The sequence below is a fragment of the Priestia endophytica DSM 13796 genome (genome assembly GCF_900115845.1).
GTDB lineage: Bacteria > Bacillota > Bacilli > Bacillales > Bacillaceae_H > Bacillus_I > Bacillus_I endophytica.
On the sequence record NZ_FOXX01000013.1, the window covers coordinates 119,820 to 138,449 of the forward strand.

14 protein-coding genes are annotated in these 18,630 nt (G+C 33.7%); 3 read left to right on the forward strand and 11 right to left on the reverse strand.

Annotated features, from left to right (window positions below):
- Positions 1 to 239 precede the first annotated feature (239 nt).
- On the forward strand, positions 240 to 791 hold the full coding sequence (locus BM012_RS20345) for a GNAT family N-acetyltransferase (protein ID WP_061802507.1): 552 nt from the start codon (positions 240 to 242) through the stop codon (positions 789 to 791).
- Between the two features lie 253 nt (positions 792 to 1,044).
- Here BM012_RS20345 and BM012_RS20350 read toward each other — a convergent pair whose 3' ends face one another.
- The 6 genes from BM012_RS20350 to BM012_RS20375 all read right to left on the reverse strand — a co-directional run bounded on the left by BM012_RS20350 (position 1,045) and on the right by BM012_RS20375 (position 8,328).
- Positions 1,045 to 2,040 carry a Gfo/Idh/MocA family protein gene (locus tag BM012_RS20350; RefSeq protein ID WP_061802506.1) on the reverse strand — a complete coding sequence of 332 codons (996 nt, stop codon included), beginning with the start codon at positions 2,038 to 2,040 and terminating at the stop codon, positions 1,045 to 1,047.
- A 267-nt stretch (positions 2,041 to 2,307) separates the two neighbouring features.
- The gene (locus BM012_RS20355) at positions 2,308 to 3,171 is read right to left on the reverse strand and encodes a sugar phosphate isomerase/epimerase family protein (RefSeq protein WP_061802505.1); all 864 of its coding nucleotides are present in this window, start codon (positions 3,169 to 3,171) and stop codon (positions 2,308 to 2,310) included.
- A 354-nt stretch (positions 3,172 to 3,525) separates the two neighbouring features.
- Positions 3,526 to 4,434 (reverse strand): AraC family transcriptional regulator, encoded by a 909-nt coding sequence (locus tag BM012_RS20360; RefSeq protein WP_061802618.1) that lies wholly within the window; start codon positions 4,432 to 4,434, stop codon positions 3,526 to 3,528.
- Between the two features lie 362 nt (positions 4,435 to 4,796).
- The gene (locus tag BM012_RS20365; RefSeq protein ID WP_172460199.1) at positions 4,797 to 5,462 is read right to left on the reverse strand and encodes a FusB/FusC family EF-G-binding protein; all 666 of its coding nucleotides are present in this window, start codon (positions 5,460 to 5,462) and stop codon (positions 4,797 to 4,799) included.
- 429 nt (positions 5,463 to 5,891) lie between these two features.
- Positions 5,892 to 6,380, reverse strand: coding sequence for a DinB family protein (locus BM012_RS20370; protein ID WP_061802504.1), 489 nt, complete (start codon positions 6,378 to 6,380; stop codon positions 5,892 to 5,894).
- Between the two features lie 547 nt (positions 6,381 to 6,927).
- Complete coding sequence (locus tag BM012_RS20375) at positions 6,928 to 8,328, reverse strand: MFS transporter (RefSeq protein WP_061802503.1); 1,401 nt, start codon at positions 8,326 to 8,328, stop codon at positions 6,928 to 6,930.
- A 1,305-nt stretch (positions 8,329 to 9,633) separates the two neighbouring features.
- On the opposite strand from BM012_RS20375, the gene BM012_RS20380 reads away from it, so the two are divergent.
- Positions 9,634 to 10,653, forward strand: a complete 1,020-nt coding sequence (locus BM012_RS20380) for a LacI family DNA-binding transcriptional regulator (RefSeq protein ID WP_061802502.1) — start codon at positions 9,634 to 9,636, stop codon at positions 10,651 to 10,653.
- 242 nt (positions 10,654 to 10,895) lie between these two features.
- Here BM012_RS20380 and BM012_RS20385 read toward each other — a convergent pair whose 3' ends face one another.
- The 4 genes from BM012_RS20385 to BM012_RS20400 are packed head-to-tail and all read right to left on the reverse strand — an operon-like array spanning position 10,896 to position 14,783.
- Positions 10,896 to 12,095 carry an MFS transporter gene (locus tag BM012_RS20385; protein WP_061802501.1) on the reverse strand — a complete coding sequence of 400 codons (1,200 nt, stop codon included), beginning with the start codon at positions 12,093 to 12,095 and terminating at the stop codon, positions 10,896 to 10,898.
- Positions 12,096 to 12,145: 50 nt separating this feature from the next.
- Complete coding sequence (gene aroQ / locus BM012_RS20390) at positions 12,146 to 12,589, reverse strand: type II 3-dehydroquinate dehydratase (RefSeq protein WP_061802500.1); 444 nt, start codon at positions 12,587 to 12,589, stop codon at positions 12,146 to 12,148.
- A gap of 59 nt (positions 12,590 to 12,648) precedes the next feature.
- Entirely contained in the window at positions 12,649 to 13,548 is a 900-nt protein-coding gene (gene aroE / locus BM012_RS20395; RefSeq protein ID WP_061802499.1) for a shikimate dehydrogenase, read from the reverse strand.
- A gap of 53 nt (positions 13,549 to 13,601) precedes the next feature.
- Positions 13,602 to 14,783 carry an MFS transporter gene (locus BM012_RS20400; RefSeq protein WP_061802498.1) on the reverse strand — a complete coding sequence of 394 codons (1,182 nt, stop codon included), beginning with the start codon at positions 14,781 to 14,783 and terminating at the stop codon, positions 13,602 to 13,604.
- 1,278 nt (positions 14,784 to 16,061) lie between these two features.
- Here BM012_RS20400 and BM012_RS20405 point away from each other — a divergent pair.
- Positions 16,062 to 17,513, forward strand: a complete 1,452-nt coding sequence (locus BM012_RS20405; RefSeq protein WP_061802497.1) for an MDR family MFS transporter — start codon at positions 16,062 to 16,064, stop codon at positions 17,511 to 17,513.
- A gap of 823 nt (positions 17,514 to 18,336) precedes the next feature.
- On the opposite strand, the gene BM012_RS20415 is transcribed toward BM012_RS20405, so the two are convergent.
- A partial coding sequence (locus BM012_RS20415) for an IS3 family transposase (protein ID WP_139210399.1) occupies positions 18,337 to 18,630 on the reverse strand: 294 nt, incomplete at its 5' end.

The following is an 18,630-nucleotide window of genomic DNA, read 5'->3' on the forward strand; positions in this document are numbered from 1 at the left end:
TGGATTTTTTTAATCAATAAGTTTTTTATTATTCATTTGACATATGCATAATTAAGAATGGCTCTGATTCTTGATCTATTTAGTCCATTTCTAATGTTAGTTTGTAGCGATTTAATGAAAACTTACAATTACATTTCTAGAGCAACTTAAAAGGTTCTGTTGCAAAGATTTTTGGAAATAAAAAGTACTTGGTGACTTTGACACAGCTTCCAATTAACCTCTATAAGGAGATGATTTTAATGAAAAGAATTCCACTTAAAATGGTAAGAAAGGAGTTAGTGGATATTCCTGAATATTCGCTTCCAACTGGATTTCAAATTAGGTTATTTGAAAAAGGTGACGAGCATAATTGGGCTAGGGTTGAAGCAAGTGTAGATGAATTTAAAAATGAGAAAGCTGCACTAGAACACTTTAGTAAAGAATTTGGACCATATATTGATGAAATGGCCATGCGGTGTGTTTTCATTGAGAATAAAAATGGAGAAGTGATTGGAACAACAACAGGGTGGTATGGCGACTTAAATGGTAATGGGGAAATATGGGGTAGAATACATTGGGTAGGTGTTGTTCCTGAATATCAGGGGGCGCAACTTTCAAAACCTTTACTTAGTGCAGCTATGAATATTTTGGCCAATCATCATTCAAAAGCCTATCTTACATCTCAAACTACAAGTTATCAAGCTATCAATATGTACTTAAACTATGGGTTTGAACCTTTAATCACAGGACCAAACTGTTATGAGGCTTGGTCCCTATTAGAAAATATTTTAAACCGAAAAATATTAAAGTAGCTTTAAATAAAGATTGGACAAGATTTATCTATACTTCTTATCTATTTAAGGGTTATGCGTACACTTCTTAAATGGAGAGACATATTGATGAGGAGAAAAATGATGTTTCACCTATTGGATTTTACCTAGGTATGGCCATTATATTCCTTGGTATTTTTCTTAATCTTATTTTCGTTTTATCTCCTTTTTTGTGGTCTTAAATATTTTAGACCCTTTAATTATACGATTCAAAGAATTCATTCAAATAGTTCAATTAAATGTCTATAAAGGTTTCTTTTTCAATCGATTTAAAACAAGCTTCAATAACTTTCACATTTTCAATTGTATCTTCCATCATAGATCTAGATATTTCTCCATTCAATACACATTGAGAAAAGTATTCGACTTCAAGGATATATTGGTGTCCCAACACTTTTTCCTCTCTATAAGCTCCATCTGTTGTATTAACTATTATCTGAGCTTCACCATTATACATTTGAGGTATAAAGGCTTTTGGCACTCGAATACTACCTTTTGTTCCAATGATTTCATAATAATCTATTTGTGCTCGATCCATTGCAGCATCAAATACGGCTGTCATTCCATTATCAAGTTCCATGAAACATACTACAGACATATCTACTTGGCCTTTAACGTCCTTTTGTTGTGATGCAAAAATTCGATTAGGCTCGGTATTTAAAATGTTTCTAATGGAGTGGATGCAATAACATCCAACATCATAAAGGCTTCCCCCACCTAATTCCTGTCGCATACGTATGTTTTCATTTTGATTTTCAAGGTAAAATGATAGACTGACTTTCATTATATTTACCTCACCAATTTCTCCAGATATCAAAATTTCCTTTACTCTTTGGTGTTGAGGGTGAAATTGATACATAAAGGCTTCCATAAACATAACATTATTTTTCTTGCATGTTTCTATCACTTCTTCAGCTTCTCTTGTATTTAATACCGCTGGTTTCTCACATAATATATGTTTTCCTTTTTCTGCAGCTCTTTTTACCCATTGAGAATGAAGGGAATTAGGTAAGGGAATATAAACTGCATCAATACCTGAATCTTCTAGTAATTCATCATATGATCCGTAAATTTTGGGGATGTCAAACTTAGAAGCAATATGTTTTACTTTATCATTAGTACTAGCAATGGCAACTACTTTCGCATTAGTAGCATCCCTAAAAGCTGGTAGTAATTCATCTTGAGCAATTTGTGCGGTACTTAAGATTCCCCAGCGAACATGTTTAGTCATTCATCCCAACTCCCTTGATTTTTAAAAATTCTAGTTCTAATCTTCTCTTAATAATTATTGCTTGAACATTAATTAGTTAGTAAAGGTAAATGGAGAAATAATATTTTATTCACAATAAAGAGTAACTTTCTCAATCTAAAAATCTGGGACAGTTTTAATAACTGCCCCAGATTTTTAAGAGATTAAGTATTATTAGCTATTTTTTAAAGGAAAAGGAAACAACTTTCTAGTAATTTTTCAGGTTGAACTGAAACTTATATACCAGTATTAGATGTTTAATCCTTCTCTAATAGATTTTAATGTTACTTCATTCGACCACTCTGGACGATCCGGATAAGCAAAGACAGCGTTTGTGACAATGCCATCAAACTTCATTTCTCTTAGTTTTTGATAAAGGGCCTCAAAGTTGATTTCTCCTTCACCAGGGTTTAAATGTTGGTGAATCGTGACCTTTGCATCTGGCGGATTAACAATGTAGCGTAAGCCAAAGGCTGCTTTATGATTTAGGGTATCGGCAATGAGAACGTGCGCTAATAAATTGCCGGCTTCCTCTAGATGTTGCGCAACATCGCCAATGCCATCATCATAGAAGAAAGCGTGTGGAACAGAATACACAAGTTTAATCCAGTCTTTGTCCAAAGCACGAATCATGCGAATCGCTTCCGTATTTAATTCGATAAAATCATTTGGATGGGATTGAAGGTTTAATTTAATTTCTTCTCTTTCAAAGATCGGCATAAGTTCTTCCATTGATTTCACAAAAGAGGCTTCACTTTCCACAGGGCGACTTATATCCCCACTGAATTCACTGTTCATTAAGTCTACACCTAATTCAGATGTAATTTCGATGGATCGTTTCCAGTTTCTCACCGCAGCTTGTCGTTCCTCCTCATTCGGAGAAGACCACTGCTGAACAGGTAGGACCGAAGAAATTTTTACTCCCGCATCTGTACAATAGCGTTTTAAATCTTTAATCAGCTGTTTGTCTACTTTTGGATATTCATAAAACCAAATAAAATCTTTACGTGGTGATAACTCCACATACTCATATCCTAATCTTGCAACTGTATCAATCGTATCTTTTAAATTTGTATTATCGCGATAATGCGATGGGTCATAAGCTAAACGCATTATAAATTTCCCCTTTCTGTTTATTGTATGGAAAAGGCATATCCATATACAACGTCATTGGTATGTTCTAATTATCGATAATAGTAAAGAAGAGTTTGCCTTTTACTTTTAAAGACATTTCATAAGTTCGGTTTGTATAAAGAATGCGCTTCCATTTCTATGGGGTTGTCCTTTGTGAAAAGAAGCGCCTTCTTGATACAGTAAGTATCCTCTTTGTATAGTCCATTATATAGAACATTTTAATAATAGTAATTACATTTTGGGGACACTTTTTTGTACTTTGGAGACATCTTTCATTAATGACTAAACTGAAAAACAATTTTTTTGAACCCTTATGCATGAAATAAGTGGAGATTATTTACTAGCATACGTAGTTGTCTTTCTGTCTACAAATAGAGAGCGAAACCGCCCAGGTGACGTTTGCATCGTAGAAGTAAAAACACGGGTGAAATAGTGAACACTCATAAAACCCGTTTCTTCAGAAATTTCTTTTAACGATAGATCTGTTTTTTTTAGTAATATAGTTGCCTTTTTTATTCGTTCGTCTTGAACATATTTTGAAAAACTTACTCCTAATTCAGATACAAAAATACGAGATAAATGCCTAGAAGATATATGGAGGTGTTTCGCAATCTCTGTAAGTTTTAACGAGTTTGATAAGTTATCATTAATATATAATTGCGCCTGAGTAAGGAGTACAGAATACTGTTCAGGAACATTTTTATGGTCACTCTTATTTAAATCAGCAACAAAATCTTGAAGGATTGAAACAATAAGCGAATATGCAATATTCGAAAGCATCTCTTCAAAAAATACATTTTCGTGCTTGGTCGCTTGGATAAGAAGCGCTTTCCATAATAATACGGTTTCGGTTTCAGATTTATCATATAAAATAATCTCAGTACATTGTTTTGCTATCTCCATGATTCTTATCCAACTCTCACTCGATTCTGATTCAATTAGTTGAAATGCAACATATAATAGAGATAACCCCTTCTCACTTTTTATTTGATGTATCACTTCTGGTCTAGATAAAAAAAGTGTATTCTTTTGAAGCGAATAAGTACAATTATTATCTATATAAGTCCCTTCACCTTCCGTTACATAACATACTTCAAAAAAAGAATGTTTGTGTAGGTCATTATTATAATGTTTTGGCATGACGCCCCAATAATGAGTTTGAAAAGAAGCACCATTTTGCTTTATGTGTTGAATGTAATTATTAAGAGCAGTTTTTCCTGACAAATATTTATTTAAATCCAACCAAAACTCTCCCTTTCCAAGTAACCTAACAGATTCAGGGCTTACCACATAAATTCGCCCTTTATAATTTAAATTAATGAAATAAAACAGATCTACTTCACCTGACAAATTACATTAATATTTTTAAATTTAAAAACGGAATATACCTTGAACTATCCTACACTTAACTTTATACATTATGGAACTATATACAAAAATTCAAACTAAATTATAACTTAAGAAAAAGAATAAACTCTTTGTCACTCAACGGATTTATGCTTTTTTACTTTCTCTAACGGCCATTATGAGAACTAGTTTTGCCTATAATATACAAGTCACAAAATTTAAATAGTAAAGAAATCAAAAAACTGAGGGAAAGTCCCTCAGTTTTTTTTCAACTGTACAATGAAATCATTTAACTTATCTAATGTGATTAAATTGTGATTACATTTTTGACTGTCTTTGCAAATGTAATTCCCTTTAGTTGTATACGTCTCTTTCCCGCTTTTCACTTTTGACATAAACAATCCAATTTCTTCAAATCCATTACATAAAGCACATATTCCTTCTACACTGCTCTTAAATGTTCCTTGTATTCCCATTAACTTTCCATTGTAATCAACAATCAGATGTTTTCTCTCTGAGCGAATATCGTACCAACCCAAATAAGAAATCTCTTTCAAATCAATATCTTTAAGAGGAGGAATTTGTATTTTTTTAGCTTTAGGAAATAGTTTTTTTACTGTTTTTTCCGTTATTTGTTTAAACGGAATAACATAAGCTTTTAGATTCGATAGAAACTTTTCTGCTTGAGTTGTTTCTTCTATTTCAGTCAGCTTCTCTAGGATAGTCATTTGGTCCTCAGAAATATCAGGAAACAAGGTTAATACTTTATCAAGGGAACGGAATTTTAACGCATTAAGAACATCTTTATCTTTAACCGTTGAATGGGCTTGAACGAGGTTTTTTGTTTGTACCTTAATAAAGTTATATTGGTCACATCTTATAAAAGGTTCCATGTTTATCATAATAGTTTTTTTATTTTTCATTTCTGCCAGCTCCTTATTTTAGTAAAAAATTGAACTTGAATAAGGGGCAAAGCCGATTTATCAGAAATGAGATAAGCTTATTGTCATTGGGCGATTAGTTTAAAGTCCACCCCATGCAAAGTATCGCCTTTCCAATAACAGGCTTTGCATGAGACGCTGCAACCGCTGGTGGATAAATAATCATATTCACCAACTTATATCACCTCCTAAAACATCAATTATTATAACATAAATGTCTATTATAAGGATCTTTAAAATCAAACAATACCTATATTCCCGAAGAACATAGAGTCTAATTAATTGAATAGCGATAAACAATCCTTTGATTCCTAGAATTGGTGTTATGAATATAACATATGATAAAAATATAAAAGTCCCTATCTCCTTAGTTATTTGAAGATATAGGCTTTAATAATGGATTTTATAAAGTTAACTACTTGGCAATGTATGATTAAGCCCTTTACCAATAAGGTTAGCGGAAACAGGCTCTTTTCCTATTTCTCGAGCCCATATTGATAATTGTCCAATGTGATGAATTTCATGTGCAATCATATGACGGATAACTTCTCCCCAAGCATCAGTAGCTACACTTCCATCTGGTTGTAGATCATAAAGAATCCGATTTTCTTTTTCAATGTTCCAAGAGCTTATAAATTCCCTTACCTCAGGTTGAAACCCTCGATCTAGCTGGCGAACTTTTTCTAAGCTTTGATACCCTTCAAAACTTTCCTGGAAATCAGTCTTACCTTGAAGTACCCGAATCCAACTCCATTCTACATCAACGATGTGGAAGAGAGTATGTAAGATTCCCCCAACTCCCCCTGTGCGTTTTCGAAGTAATTCTTCTACTGGAACATCTTCACACCATTGATACCACTTTTCTCTGATCAACCAATTATAACGAAACATAGTTTGCAATATGATCCCTCCATTTATCTTCTTAGTATTGTAGTTATTTTTTAATATTGGTTAACTATTTCGACAAAGCATTTATAAATACCTAGGTCACAACACAATGGAATAAATAAATCTTTCTGAACTTAAACTAATTAGACTCTTTGTAATGATCAATAACGATTATTAATGGAACTAGTAATAAATAGAATATACGGGCGTGAAAACGAGAAAAACTACCTTTTAGCGAAAAAAGGTAGTTCTCTCTCCCAATTAGAAGTCTTACCGACATTTTAAAAACCCTATGCTATGAGTAGAAATAGCTTTATAACAACACTCTTTACTACATTAATCATCTTTTGTGAAGTGAACTTGCCTTAGCCTATGAAATTGACCCTTTTAAACAGAATCGGATATTATTAAAAGGTTTTATAGGCGGCAAGTTTTTTAGTGTTTGTAAGAAAGCAGGTCATTTAAATAGGTAAAATAAAAAAACGAACTACAGACACTCTTGTTTGAGTGCCTGTAGTTCGAGTAGTCGTTCAATTGAGTGGGTGCTTTTTCGTTCCCTTTATTCTTCTCTTTTTTCTGCTTGCCACCATAGTGAATCTTTCGGATTTTCAACAGCTTCTTGATAGTCAGATTTAGAGGCAACTGTTGGGTAAGAACCTTTTAGAGATTTTCCTGAAGTACTTTTGAACAAGAATGCTATTACTAAAAATCCGATAATACTCACGGCTGTTAGATAGAAAGCAGGTGCTAAGTTATTCCCTGTTTGGTGAACGAGCCATGTTGAAACTAATGGCGTAGTTCCGCCAAATATGGAAACCGAGACATTAAAGGTGACGGATAATGTCCGATATCGAATATCCGTATAAAACATCGTTGGTAACGATCCAGGAACAGTACCTTCATAAGTTGAAAGCAGAACACCTAGAATGAGAATACCTAACGAAATAAAGACTAAAGCATTCAAGTTTATTAAATAAAAAGCAAGGACAGATAATAGGGTTAATCCGCCTAAACCAATTAAGAACACCGTCTTATTCCCAATTTTATCACTGAGCTTTCCAAACATTAAAGTAAGTGGCACCATAATAATCATGATCACCGTAATTAATACGGTTCCTACTGTACTCGATAATCCAATAATTTCATCTAAATAAGAAGGCATGTAGGATAAGAGCATATAGTTTGTAATATTAAAGAAGGCAACAACTACAAAACAAACCAAAATATCTTTTTTGTGATTTTTTAAAATAGACAGGAAGCTTTCTTCTTGGACATCATCATCAGAAAGTTCATTTTCAAAAATCGGTGATTCTTCCAAACTTTTTCTTAAGTACAACCCAATAAGCCCTAAAGGTAAGCCGAGTAGAAACGGTATTCTCCAACCCCATGAGGCCATCTGTTCATCCGATAGAATGATAAAAAGTGTACTCGCAAGTAGTGAAGCTAATATATAACCAGTGAGCGTACCAATTTCTAATCCACTTCCAAGCATATTACGTTTATTGTCTGGAGAAGATTCGGCAATATAGACCATTGCCCCAGCGTATTCGCCACCAGTTGAAAAACCTTGAATAATTCTAGCGATTAATAAGAGGATAGGTGCCCATATCCCAATTTGATCATATGTAGGCAATAAACCAATGAGTAATGTTGAAAAAGCCATTAAAATAATTGTAGTTGTTAAAACGACTTTTCTTCCTAATTTATCTCCGATTTTACCAAATATAATACCGCCTAATGGGCGCATTAAAAAGGCAATCGCAAAGGTAGCAAAGGTGAACACTAATTTTAGCTCATCATTTTCCACAGCACTAAAAAAGTTTTGACTAATAATAACAGCTAAATAAGAATATAAGCCAAAATCAAACCATTCCATCGCGTTTCCTACTCCTGTAGCAAACACACTTTTCTTTGCTTTTTGAATATCTACAACGTTAATTTTTTTCTTGTTAAATTTCATTTCATTATGTCAACTCCATGGTATACAATTATGCAAAAATAAGAACTACAGTCAAACTGGGGACAAAACGATTTTAGATGTTTTTTCCAATTATATCTTAAAGAGACTGCATTTTTTCCTTTAGAACTAGAGATAGATGTCATATGAAGCAAACAGATGTATTGAATGGTATTACAGGTTATAAAAGTTCCTATAACGGTACGCACCGAAACTTTTCGATTTGTTGTTTTAGGAATGGTTCTTCTTATATTTATGATTATTGTGTGACAAAAAGTTCTTAATAATACTGATAAAGTTTTAGAAAGTAGGAAGGAAGGAAGAAAAAGAAAACGGAGCATAAATAGGATTAAACATATGAAATTTACTAAAAAAGCTTTTCAAATTTGATTTGAAAGGCTTTTTTTAACCTAGTAAGGTATGTTATATCAACCTAAATCAGCAAGTAAAGCATAGAGTGTATATTTTTTATTTCATCCTTATATAGATAAATACTTCTATTAAATCCGGCATGAACATAGAGAGAAATTTTTTATCTTCATGTAACGAATGGATTTCCGGTTTCCTAATATGACATCATCAGGGTAATAAGCTACAAATAAGAATAGGTGTATTCAACCACTCCTTTCACAAATTTAATATACAAATTTCCATTCATTTAAAAAATACACAGCTATGGCTATAATAAGGGCAATGATGATACCTTGTATTACCTCTTCTTTTCAACATATAATAAATACCCTTATGTAACGGAATATAAACATTCTATATTTTATTACATAACAATCTGGTTCTTATTATCGTATTAATGGTGAACAAGGTGCTACATCGGTTTGAGCAAATGAAGAGTTTAAAATAGAACTATTTCGACGCCTGTGTGTTTTAGTCCCTAAGACAGATACTATAATTTTGAAAGCTAAGGAATCAGATGATGAAATATCTGATCTGTTTTTGCTTGCCATTTTCTAATATAAGGTTACCAATAGGAAAATAACTTGACTCTTCCCCTGATAAATGGACTAAGCTCAATTATGAAACAAAATTAGAATGAAGAGGAAATTCTGATTTTCACAAAATTATGGACGGTCTCAGGGCAGGTTTGACGAATTAAAGGTATAATAAGTTTAATTATAAAAAATGTAAGATCAGTTAATGTACATAATGACTCATGATTAAAACCTAAAAACAGCTTGATTGTTGTTTAAAAGATATCTTTTAAAGACAATTTTGACTTACTATACCCTTATCATGTGTGTAATTATATAAGATAACTGAACTTTTAATTACTTTAAAGATGGTGATACAAGTATGAAACAATCAAAAAAACAACGGGTCACGTTACAAGAAGTAGCATTACATGCTGGTGTTTCTACTTCAACTGCTTCCCTAGTTGTTCGCAATAATCCTCGGATTTCGGAAGCCACACGAAAAAAGGTTTTAAATTCTATAAATGAATTGGGTTACGTTTATGATAGAGTTGCCGCAAATATGAGATCCAGGAGTTCTGATATTGTCGGAGTGATTGTAACGGATATTTCTAATAGTTTTATTTCGGAATTTTTAATCGGTGTACAATCTACATTAGAAGCGCTCGGATATACAGTTTTGTTAGGGACTACCTTTGATTCCGTTTCAAAGCAAGACCATTTACTTTCAACCATGATAGAACATAGAGTAGACGGCTTAATTCTTAACCCAGTCTCTAAAAGTTCAGAAAAAACGGTTAGTCAATTGAATAAAATTGAAATACCAAAGGTCCTTGCTAACAGAGAACTTGCTAATGTCAACTCTGATTATGTAGGAATCGATTATACAACAGGAGCACTTATGGCAGTTAATCATCTGATAGAAAAGGGGCATAAAAGAATTGCCTTTTTAGGAGGAATCAAGCAATCTTCTACTTGGACGGAGAGAATAAGAGGGTTTCATATAGCCCATGATATAGCAGGCTTGAAAGTTGATGAATCCCTTATAATAGATATTGAGCCTAATCGGAAAGGCGGGTTAGAGGCGATATTAAAAGTTCTAGAGAATGACCATCCCCCTACAGCTGTGTTTTGCTTTAATGACTTAGTTGCATTTGGTGTCATAAAAGGGTTAGCAATGAATGGTGTCATACTGGGACAAGATATTGACGTCGTCGGATTCGATAATATCCCTGAATCAGAACTTTATCATCCTCCCTTAACAACTGTTTCTTCATTTCCAAGATCTATTGGGATTAAGGCTGCAAACCTTTTGTACAATAGGATGAATAATGAAAGTAGCGAACTTCAGCGTCTTATACTAAAGCCTGAACTTATCATTCGAGAAACTTCAAAAAAATAAAGCTAAAGAGAAGCCTCTTAGAAAAAACTAAAAAGCCCAATTTCTCACCATTAAAATTGAGAAATTGGGCTTTTTTCGTAACTCTATAAACTTTCAGTTGTTGAAGTTCGTATATTGTAGTACTTGATATAAATCTTATGGAATAAATGGAGCATTAGTTCAATAAACACCTATTTCCCTAATTTCCCTAAAAATTCACCAACAAAATCATACATCTTCTTAAAATAAGTTGGTTTTATCGCTTAAGAAAAAATCTTTTTCCTGCGATAAGAAATATATAGTGCTAACACAACGCTTAGTACAGCAATCACCATATCAAAAACAAGCGTCATGCTGATGCCAATAGAGTCTACAAGAGAACTTGTTATAATTGGAACAAGGATAAATGCTGCACTTCCCGCAATGTTGACGTAAGACGTTGTTGTCCCTTTGTTTTTTCTAAAAAAGTCAGTCATAACTGTTAAGGCCAACTGAAATAGTCCTGCTGTAAATAGACCTAGTAAAAATGTGCAAACCATCACAATAGGGTGTGACTTAACAAAGAAAAGGGCCAGCATTGCTACAAAGGCAATAATTGGGTACACAACTAATACCGTAATCGGTTTGATAAACTTGTCTAAAAGGACAGTCAGCAAAAGAACAGAGACAAGCGCACCTATGCTGAAGTAGCTGAGCAACTGTACAGCTGTTTTTTCGCTTAATCCAATAAAACCTTCTCCTAGTTCCGGTAGCCATGTTTGCCAAACGACAAATAGTGCAGTTGAGGTAAAACCAATGACGATAATGACTAAACCTTCCCGCCACATGGATGGTTTCCCCCTCATTAATTGCTTTTCAGAAGTAAGTTCTGCTTTTTCTTCTAATTTATCATCTCCCCCATTATCCACTTTAGGAAATGGCATAAATATAAGATAAATAGCACTTACTGCATAAAGAATACTAAGGATAAAGAACGACCATCCCCAGAAGATGCCGTTTGCCGCAAGGAAAGAAATCAGAAATGGCAAGATAGTCGCGCCAATTGATACAAACGCTTTTACAAATACCGATGCCGAGCTTGCGTTTTTCGGAAATGCCTCAATGAGCGCTGGGTATGTGCCAGAATCAAGAAAGGAATTCGCTAGTCCTGCTGTAATGGCAAAAGCAAATGCTAAATAATAGTTAGTTGTTATCGGCATGCCAATTAAAAAGAGTAAGTATAGAAAACCTCCTGCAATAATGATTGGCTTACGCCCAAGTTTATCTGAAAGCCTTCCGGCGAAAAAGAGCGCCACAAGCTTCCCTATCCCAATTGCAGATACAAGCAAACTAACTTGGGAAACGGAGACATCGTATAGTCTTGATAAATTACCCATATTTGAAGCGATGATGATATTAATCATGCCCAGCATAAAATAATTTAGGTAAAGCCCTATTGATGTTTTCAAATAAGGGTTTTTCATTTTCTTCAACTCTCCTCTCATACTTTTATCATGATTTCCGTATCATATATTTATTTATTAGAACTAGCTGCTACTGCTGCACGAATACCTAGTAAATAACTTTCTTCACCAAATCCTGAAATTTGGCCTGTTGCAATTTCTGCAAAAACTGATTCGTGACGGAATGCCTCGCGTGAATGGATGTTTGACATATGAATTTCTATTACTGGTACTGTTAAAATGGCTAAAGCATCACGAATTGCATAGCTGTAGTGTGTCCAAGCACCTGCATTTAGCACGACTCCGTCTACACCTGTTAAAAAAGCTTCATGAATTTTTTCAACCATTTCACCTTCATGATTTGTTTGGAATATTTCTACTTCAATCTTTAACTCTTCTGCTAACTGTGCAATATTGTCATTAATTTCACCTAATGTAATTGTGCCGTATTGTTTAGGATCACGTTTACCAAACATATTATGGTTTACACCGTGTAACATTAAAATTTTAGTCATGGATATCTCTCCTTTTGTTTTTTCCAAAGTCCCCACATTGTTGAAGTAGTTTTTTATTTTTAGTCGTTTCCAAATAAGATTTCTTTTACTTGTCCGATCGGCATATCAACACCTGTAAACAATTTAAATGCTAAAGCACCTTGCCATAACATCATACCTAAACCGTTAATTGCTTTCGCACCAGCTTCTTCTGCTTGAGATAGAAGTTTTGATTTTTGGGGATTATAGACTACATCTGTTACGACTAAGTCTTTGCGTAGTACATCTAAAGTGTCATCTATAATACTTAAATGATCTAATGGTTTCATTCCAAGGCTTGTACCATTTGCCAAGATAGCACTTTCTGCAATTTCACGGCGAAATGCTTCTTTATCTTCTAATGGAAAGACCGTAGCTTTTACACCGAATTCTTTCATTTCATTGTTAATATAATTTACGTTTTCTTCCGCTTGAACGAAGAACGCATCATTACGAGCAAAAATACTGATTTCACGGATACCAGATTGTGCTAATTGAATAGCGATTGGTGTTGCAGCACCACCTGAACCAACAAGTGTTACTTTTTGACCTTCCAGTTTTACACCGTGTTCGGTTAAGTTTTTCACATAGCCAAGACCATCTGTGTTATAACCAATTAATTTACCGTCACGATTAACTACCGTATTACTTGCACGCGCGTATTTAGCTGAATCATCCAGCTCATCAAGATAATCTAATACCTTCATTTTGTTTGGCATTGATACGTTAAATCCCGCCACACCTGCAGATTTAAAACCGTTAACTGTTGCTTCTAATTCATCATTACCTACTTCAAATGCAAGATAAGCGTAGTTTAAACCAGTTAATGTATAACCAAGATTGTGCATACGTGGTGAAAGACTATGCCCGATTGGTGTTGCTAGTAACCCTACTAATTTTGTTTTTCCATCAATGTTTTTTTCGTGTACTTTTGTTGTCATGTTGAAAATCTCCTTTAAATATTTTATAAACTTGCTTTTTAAAATTAATTAAACTAGGCAAAAATCTTTTTGATTCTACCCAATACAAACACTGCAAGCGCGACGCTAACAACCGCGATAACTATACTGAATATTAATGTCACTGAAATTCCCATTGAACTTACTAAACCACTTATAATAAGAGGTACAAGGATGAAAGCTAAGCTCGAAGCGATATTTACATACGAAGATGTTATTGCTTTATTTGCAGGGAAAAGCTTCATCATAATGCTTAGAGCTAGTTGTAAAATACCTGATGTGAATAATCCCATCAAGAATGTACTCACTAACGCAATGCCGGATGATTCCACTATGAGCAGTATAAGCATGGATACAAGAGCACCCAGTGGATAAATGATTGCGACCATAATTGGTGAGATAAATTTATCCAACATAATCGCTAATAACAATACGGAGACAAGAGCACCGATACTGAAATAAGATAGTAATTGTACCGCTTGATTGGATTCAAGTCCTATAAGTTGTATCCCTAATTGCGGTAACCATGTTTCCCACACAACAATTAATGCTGTTGAAGTAAAGCCTATTAGGATGACGGCTAATCCTTCACTTAGCAATTTGGGCTGTTCTTTAAAGTCTGTTTGAATGGCATCTCCTCCTTTCGTTGATACCAATTTATGATTTGGGAATGGCATAAAAATCAAATAGATACCATTTAATAGATATAATAATCCCATTCCAAAGAATGCCCATCCCCAAAAGATATGGTTTGCGACTAAAAAAGCCATTATAAATGGCAGTAATGTTGCTCCAATCGCTACAGATGCTTTTACTAATACAGAAGCAGAACTCGCTGTTTTTGGAAAAGCTTCTGTTAATGCCGGATATGTTCCAGAGTCAAGTAATGAGTTAGCAATACCAGCTGAAACGGCAAAGATAAAAGCAAGGACATAACTTGTTGTCGTCGGTATCCCTACCAGGAATAATAAATAAAGAAAATTGGCTATAATAATTACTGGTTTGCGACCCCATCTATCTGCAAGATAACCAACAAAAAATAAGGCAAGTAATTTACCAATTCCTATAGCTGTTACAAGTAAACTGATTTTTGCAACCGTTACACCGTAACGCCCTGATAAGTTTTCCATATTTGCCGCAATAATAATGTTGATCATGCCGAGCATGAAGTAGTTTATATACATTCCTAAAGATGATTTGATATAAGGGTTTTTCATTTTTTTACACATCCTAAGTCACTTTGGTATCAACCTCTTTTTTATACTCTCACCCCTTTCAAAGTTAGTGATACCATCATCTAAAGCGCTTTCTTTAATATCTTTCTCTTATAATTAACAAGCTTTAAAAATGTATCTGCACTAAAAATTGTATGATACAACTTACATTCAAACTATAGGTATATCGTTCTACTAAAAAGCTATTTCATTCTTATTAGCGCCCTATAGGTGACTGAGTATACCGGCCTTATATAAGATTAAGTAGAACGATATACCTTTGCAGATACTTAAGTACGTTAAGTTTATCATTATATATAGGGATAAATTTAGTACAACGATGTACTTAATATAATTTTAGTATATCGTTCTACTAAAACGATTATTTAATCTTTATTAACGCCCCTTTATGTGACTAAATATATCAGCATTATACAAGATAAGTAGAACGATATATCTTTACAGATATCTAAGCATTCTAAGTTTGGCATTCCATAATAGGAATAAATTTAGTATAACGATATACTTAATATAAAAAACAACAAAATCACTATACTCCTGAAAATGAAATGTGTCAAGTCTGTGACAAAACGTTTTAATTTAGGGTTCATCAGATACTTTACTAATTCCACCTCAAAAACCTAATCCATTTATAGCATTGACGTAAACATAAAAAAGGGTCTAATATTATAATATAAAAATATCAGTATGATTAGTTTTTTTCACTACGTTACTAATAGTAACGTAATTAATTAATTTAATCAAATATTTTTAATTAATTATCCTGTATTTATTATTTTAAAACACTTAATTTTTTATGCTCTATTTTAAAAATCCAACCTTTTTAATGTTCTATAAAAAAGATACTTAAGGAAAAAGATAAAGCGCAAACTCGTTGTTACTCAATGTGTATGTGCTTTTTTATTTCTTTGAAATCATTTTGTGCAATCACTTATACACTGTATAACATTGGAACCATACATATAAATTTAAAGAAACCGACTTTCCAAAAAGCAACATTTATTTAAGATTAAAAAGAATTCATCCATCAGCTGTTTGAGTTAATTCCATAATCCAACAAATTAAAGAAAACTGATTCTCTACGTTTCTAGGTAACAATTTTTACAACAGAACTGTATTTAATATATTAAGGTCGAGGCTTCAAATAAATTTTGCTCATTTATATAGATAGAAATAGTGGTATCGTGATAATGTTAGAAAGTGTAAAATATTTAAAGCTCCTTGAATTTTATCAGGGAAGAAATGGAGAATAGAAAAAGAATGACGTCTCGACATTATAATAAAAAATCAATTGTTATCCTGCTTATGACAGGTACATTTATCGCCATTTTAAATCAGACGCTTATGATTACGGCCATTCCTCCTATTATGGAGGAAATGAATATTAGTGCGAATACAGCACAGTGGCTAACAACGGTCTTTATGCTCGTCAGCGGTGTAATGATTCCAGTTAGTGCCTTTCTACTTGAGCGTTTTTCAACAAGGCAACTTTTTATTTCTGCTATGAGTACCTTTATTTTGGGGACTGTGATTGGAGGGATTGCTCCAAATTTTGAAATCTTATTACTAGGCAGGGTCATTCAGTCGATTGGTGCTGGTATTCTGTTGCCGTTAATGCAAACAGTATTTTTATTAATTTTCCCTGTTAATAAGCGAGGAACAGCCATGGGATTGGTTGGCCTAGTGATATCTTTTGCCCCTGCCATTGGGCCAGCACTTTCCGGATGGATAATTGCTAACTATTCTTGGCGCATTTTATTTTTTATCATTTTACCTATTGCCTTATTAGATGTAATCATAGCCATTATAGCCATGAAAAATGTTACAGAATTGACCTATCCAAAAATTGATATATTATCTATTATATTATCCTCGTTTGGTTTTGGAGGATTACTTTATGGATTTACCAGTGCAGGTAATAACGGTTGGACAGACGTATTGACTATTATCACTTTAGGAATAGGAATAATCAGTCTCTGTTTATTTGTTCTCCGACAAATGAGAATGAACCACCCTATGCTTGAGTTCCGAGTATTTAAATCTTTTATCTTTACACTGACGACTATCCTTGGGATGATTGGTTTTATGGGGTTGATCGGCGTGGAAACACTAATCCCGCTTTATATGCAAAATATGCGTGATTTTACTGCAATGGAAGCCGGATTAGCCTTATTACCGGGGGCTCTTGTAATGGGCTTTATGTCCCCTATTACTGGCCGTATTTTTGATAGAATTGGGGCTAGATGGTTAGTCATTACGGGATTAGTTATTATTACTTTCTCAACCTTGGCCTTTTCGAATTTGAACCCGACTACATCGTTTGCATACATAACAATTATGTATTCAGTTCGAATGTTTGGGTTATCTATGGTGATGATGCCAGCTACAACAGCAGGTTTAAATCAACTTCCGAAACGCTTGCTTGCACATGGTGCAGCGATGAGCAATACAATGCGTCAGATTGCCGCATCCATTGGAACGGCTCTTATCGTGACGGTAATGACAACAACGGCACAACATGCTTCACAACAGGCTAAGGCCCTAAATCCTTTGATTCATGGTATAAATGTTGCCTTCATCGTTATTACTATTCTTTCCTTTATTGGAGTGATCTTAGCGTTTTTTATAAAAAAAGTTCAACCTTCAGTAGAAGAAAAATGGAACAAACAGTTAGATGAGAACAAGAATATAGGGTCTGGTGCAAGCACTTGAAGAAGATATAAAGAGGAAAAAAACTATCTTACGAGAAAGATTGAGAAAGTAAAGTTGATAAGCTACAAGAAGTCTTTGATAATGATGTTACTCCTGGCAAGTCGACAGTTATAAAAAAAACTAAGTACATCGTAAGAGGCGATGGAAAACGTGAAACCATTAATAAGATCAAGTTATTAATAGTCGTTGTAAATCCAATTTTTATGATTGGACTTGCAATGACTTATTTTACGTTTATATATCATAAATTGTAAATAAATGAATTAAATATCATCCACAAAAGTATATAAACAAAAATAAAAAGCGCAAGCTTGTTGTTACTAAGTAGGTTTGCACTTTTATTACTTTCTTCATATTTTATGTTAACTAAAAATGAAACCGAGATAATGCAGCAACGTATAAGGAAGTAGCAAAGGGCAGGATGAGAATCTACGGATACTTGGTCTTTCTAAAAAAATTACAAAGTATAAAGTTTATAGATATTAGATTAGAGAAGGTGCATTTTTGAAAAAAGCTATTTTAAAATTCGTCATATATTTTTCAACCTTTTTAATCGGTAATTTAATCATCAATATACTGTTCAAGCCTCACATCGATTTCCTAACAGCATTTTCAACAGCCTTTGGAGTTTCATTAGGTATAGCTACTGTCGAACTCTATACAAACAAAAAATCTAAGGAAGTATAAGAATCCGTGGATTTTTTATTTCCGATAAAGAGTAGTATGTAAACTAATTTTGTATACTACATATATCTTAAAAACAAAAAAACCACCAATGGGCAGGAACTGCCCCCCGTTTTTGAGACAGGGATCAAAACACCATCTAAATAGCCAGTTTTCGGTATTGGACCGGAGACTGGTTATTTAGTTTCGTTTGGATACGGATATTGTTATAATAAGTGATGTAGTCTTCGACAATCTGTTTTACGATGGCGGTCGTAGTACAGGTTAAGTTGTCGAGGTAGAAGGTTTCAGTCTTTAGAGAAGAGTGAAACGATTCAATGGAGGCATTGTCTGCGGGCGTCCCTTTTCGGGACATACTCATAGTCATGCCTCTTTCTTTGACTTGTTTTTGATAAGCATAAGAAGTATACACAGATCCTTGGTCACTATGCAG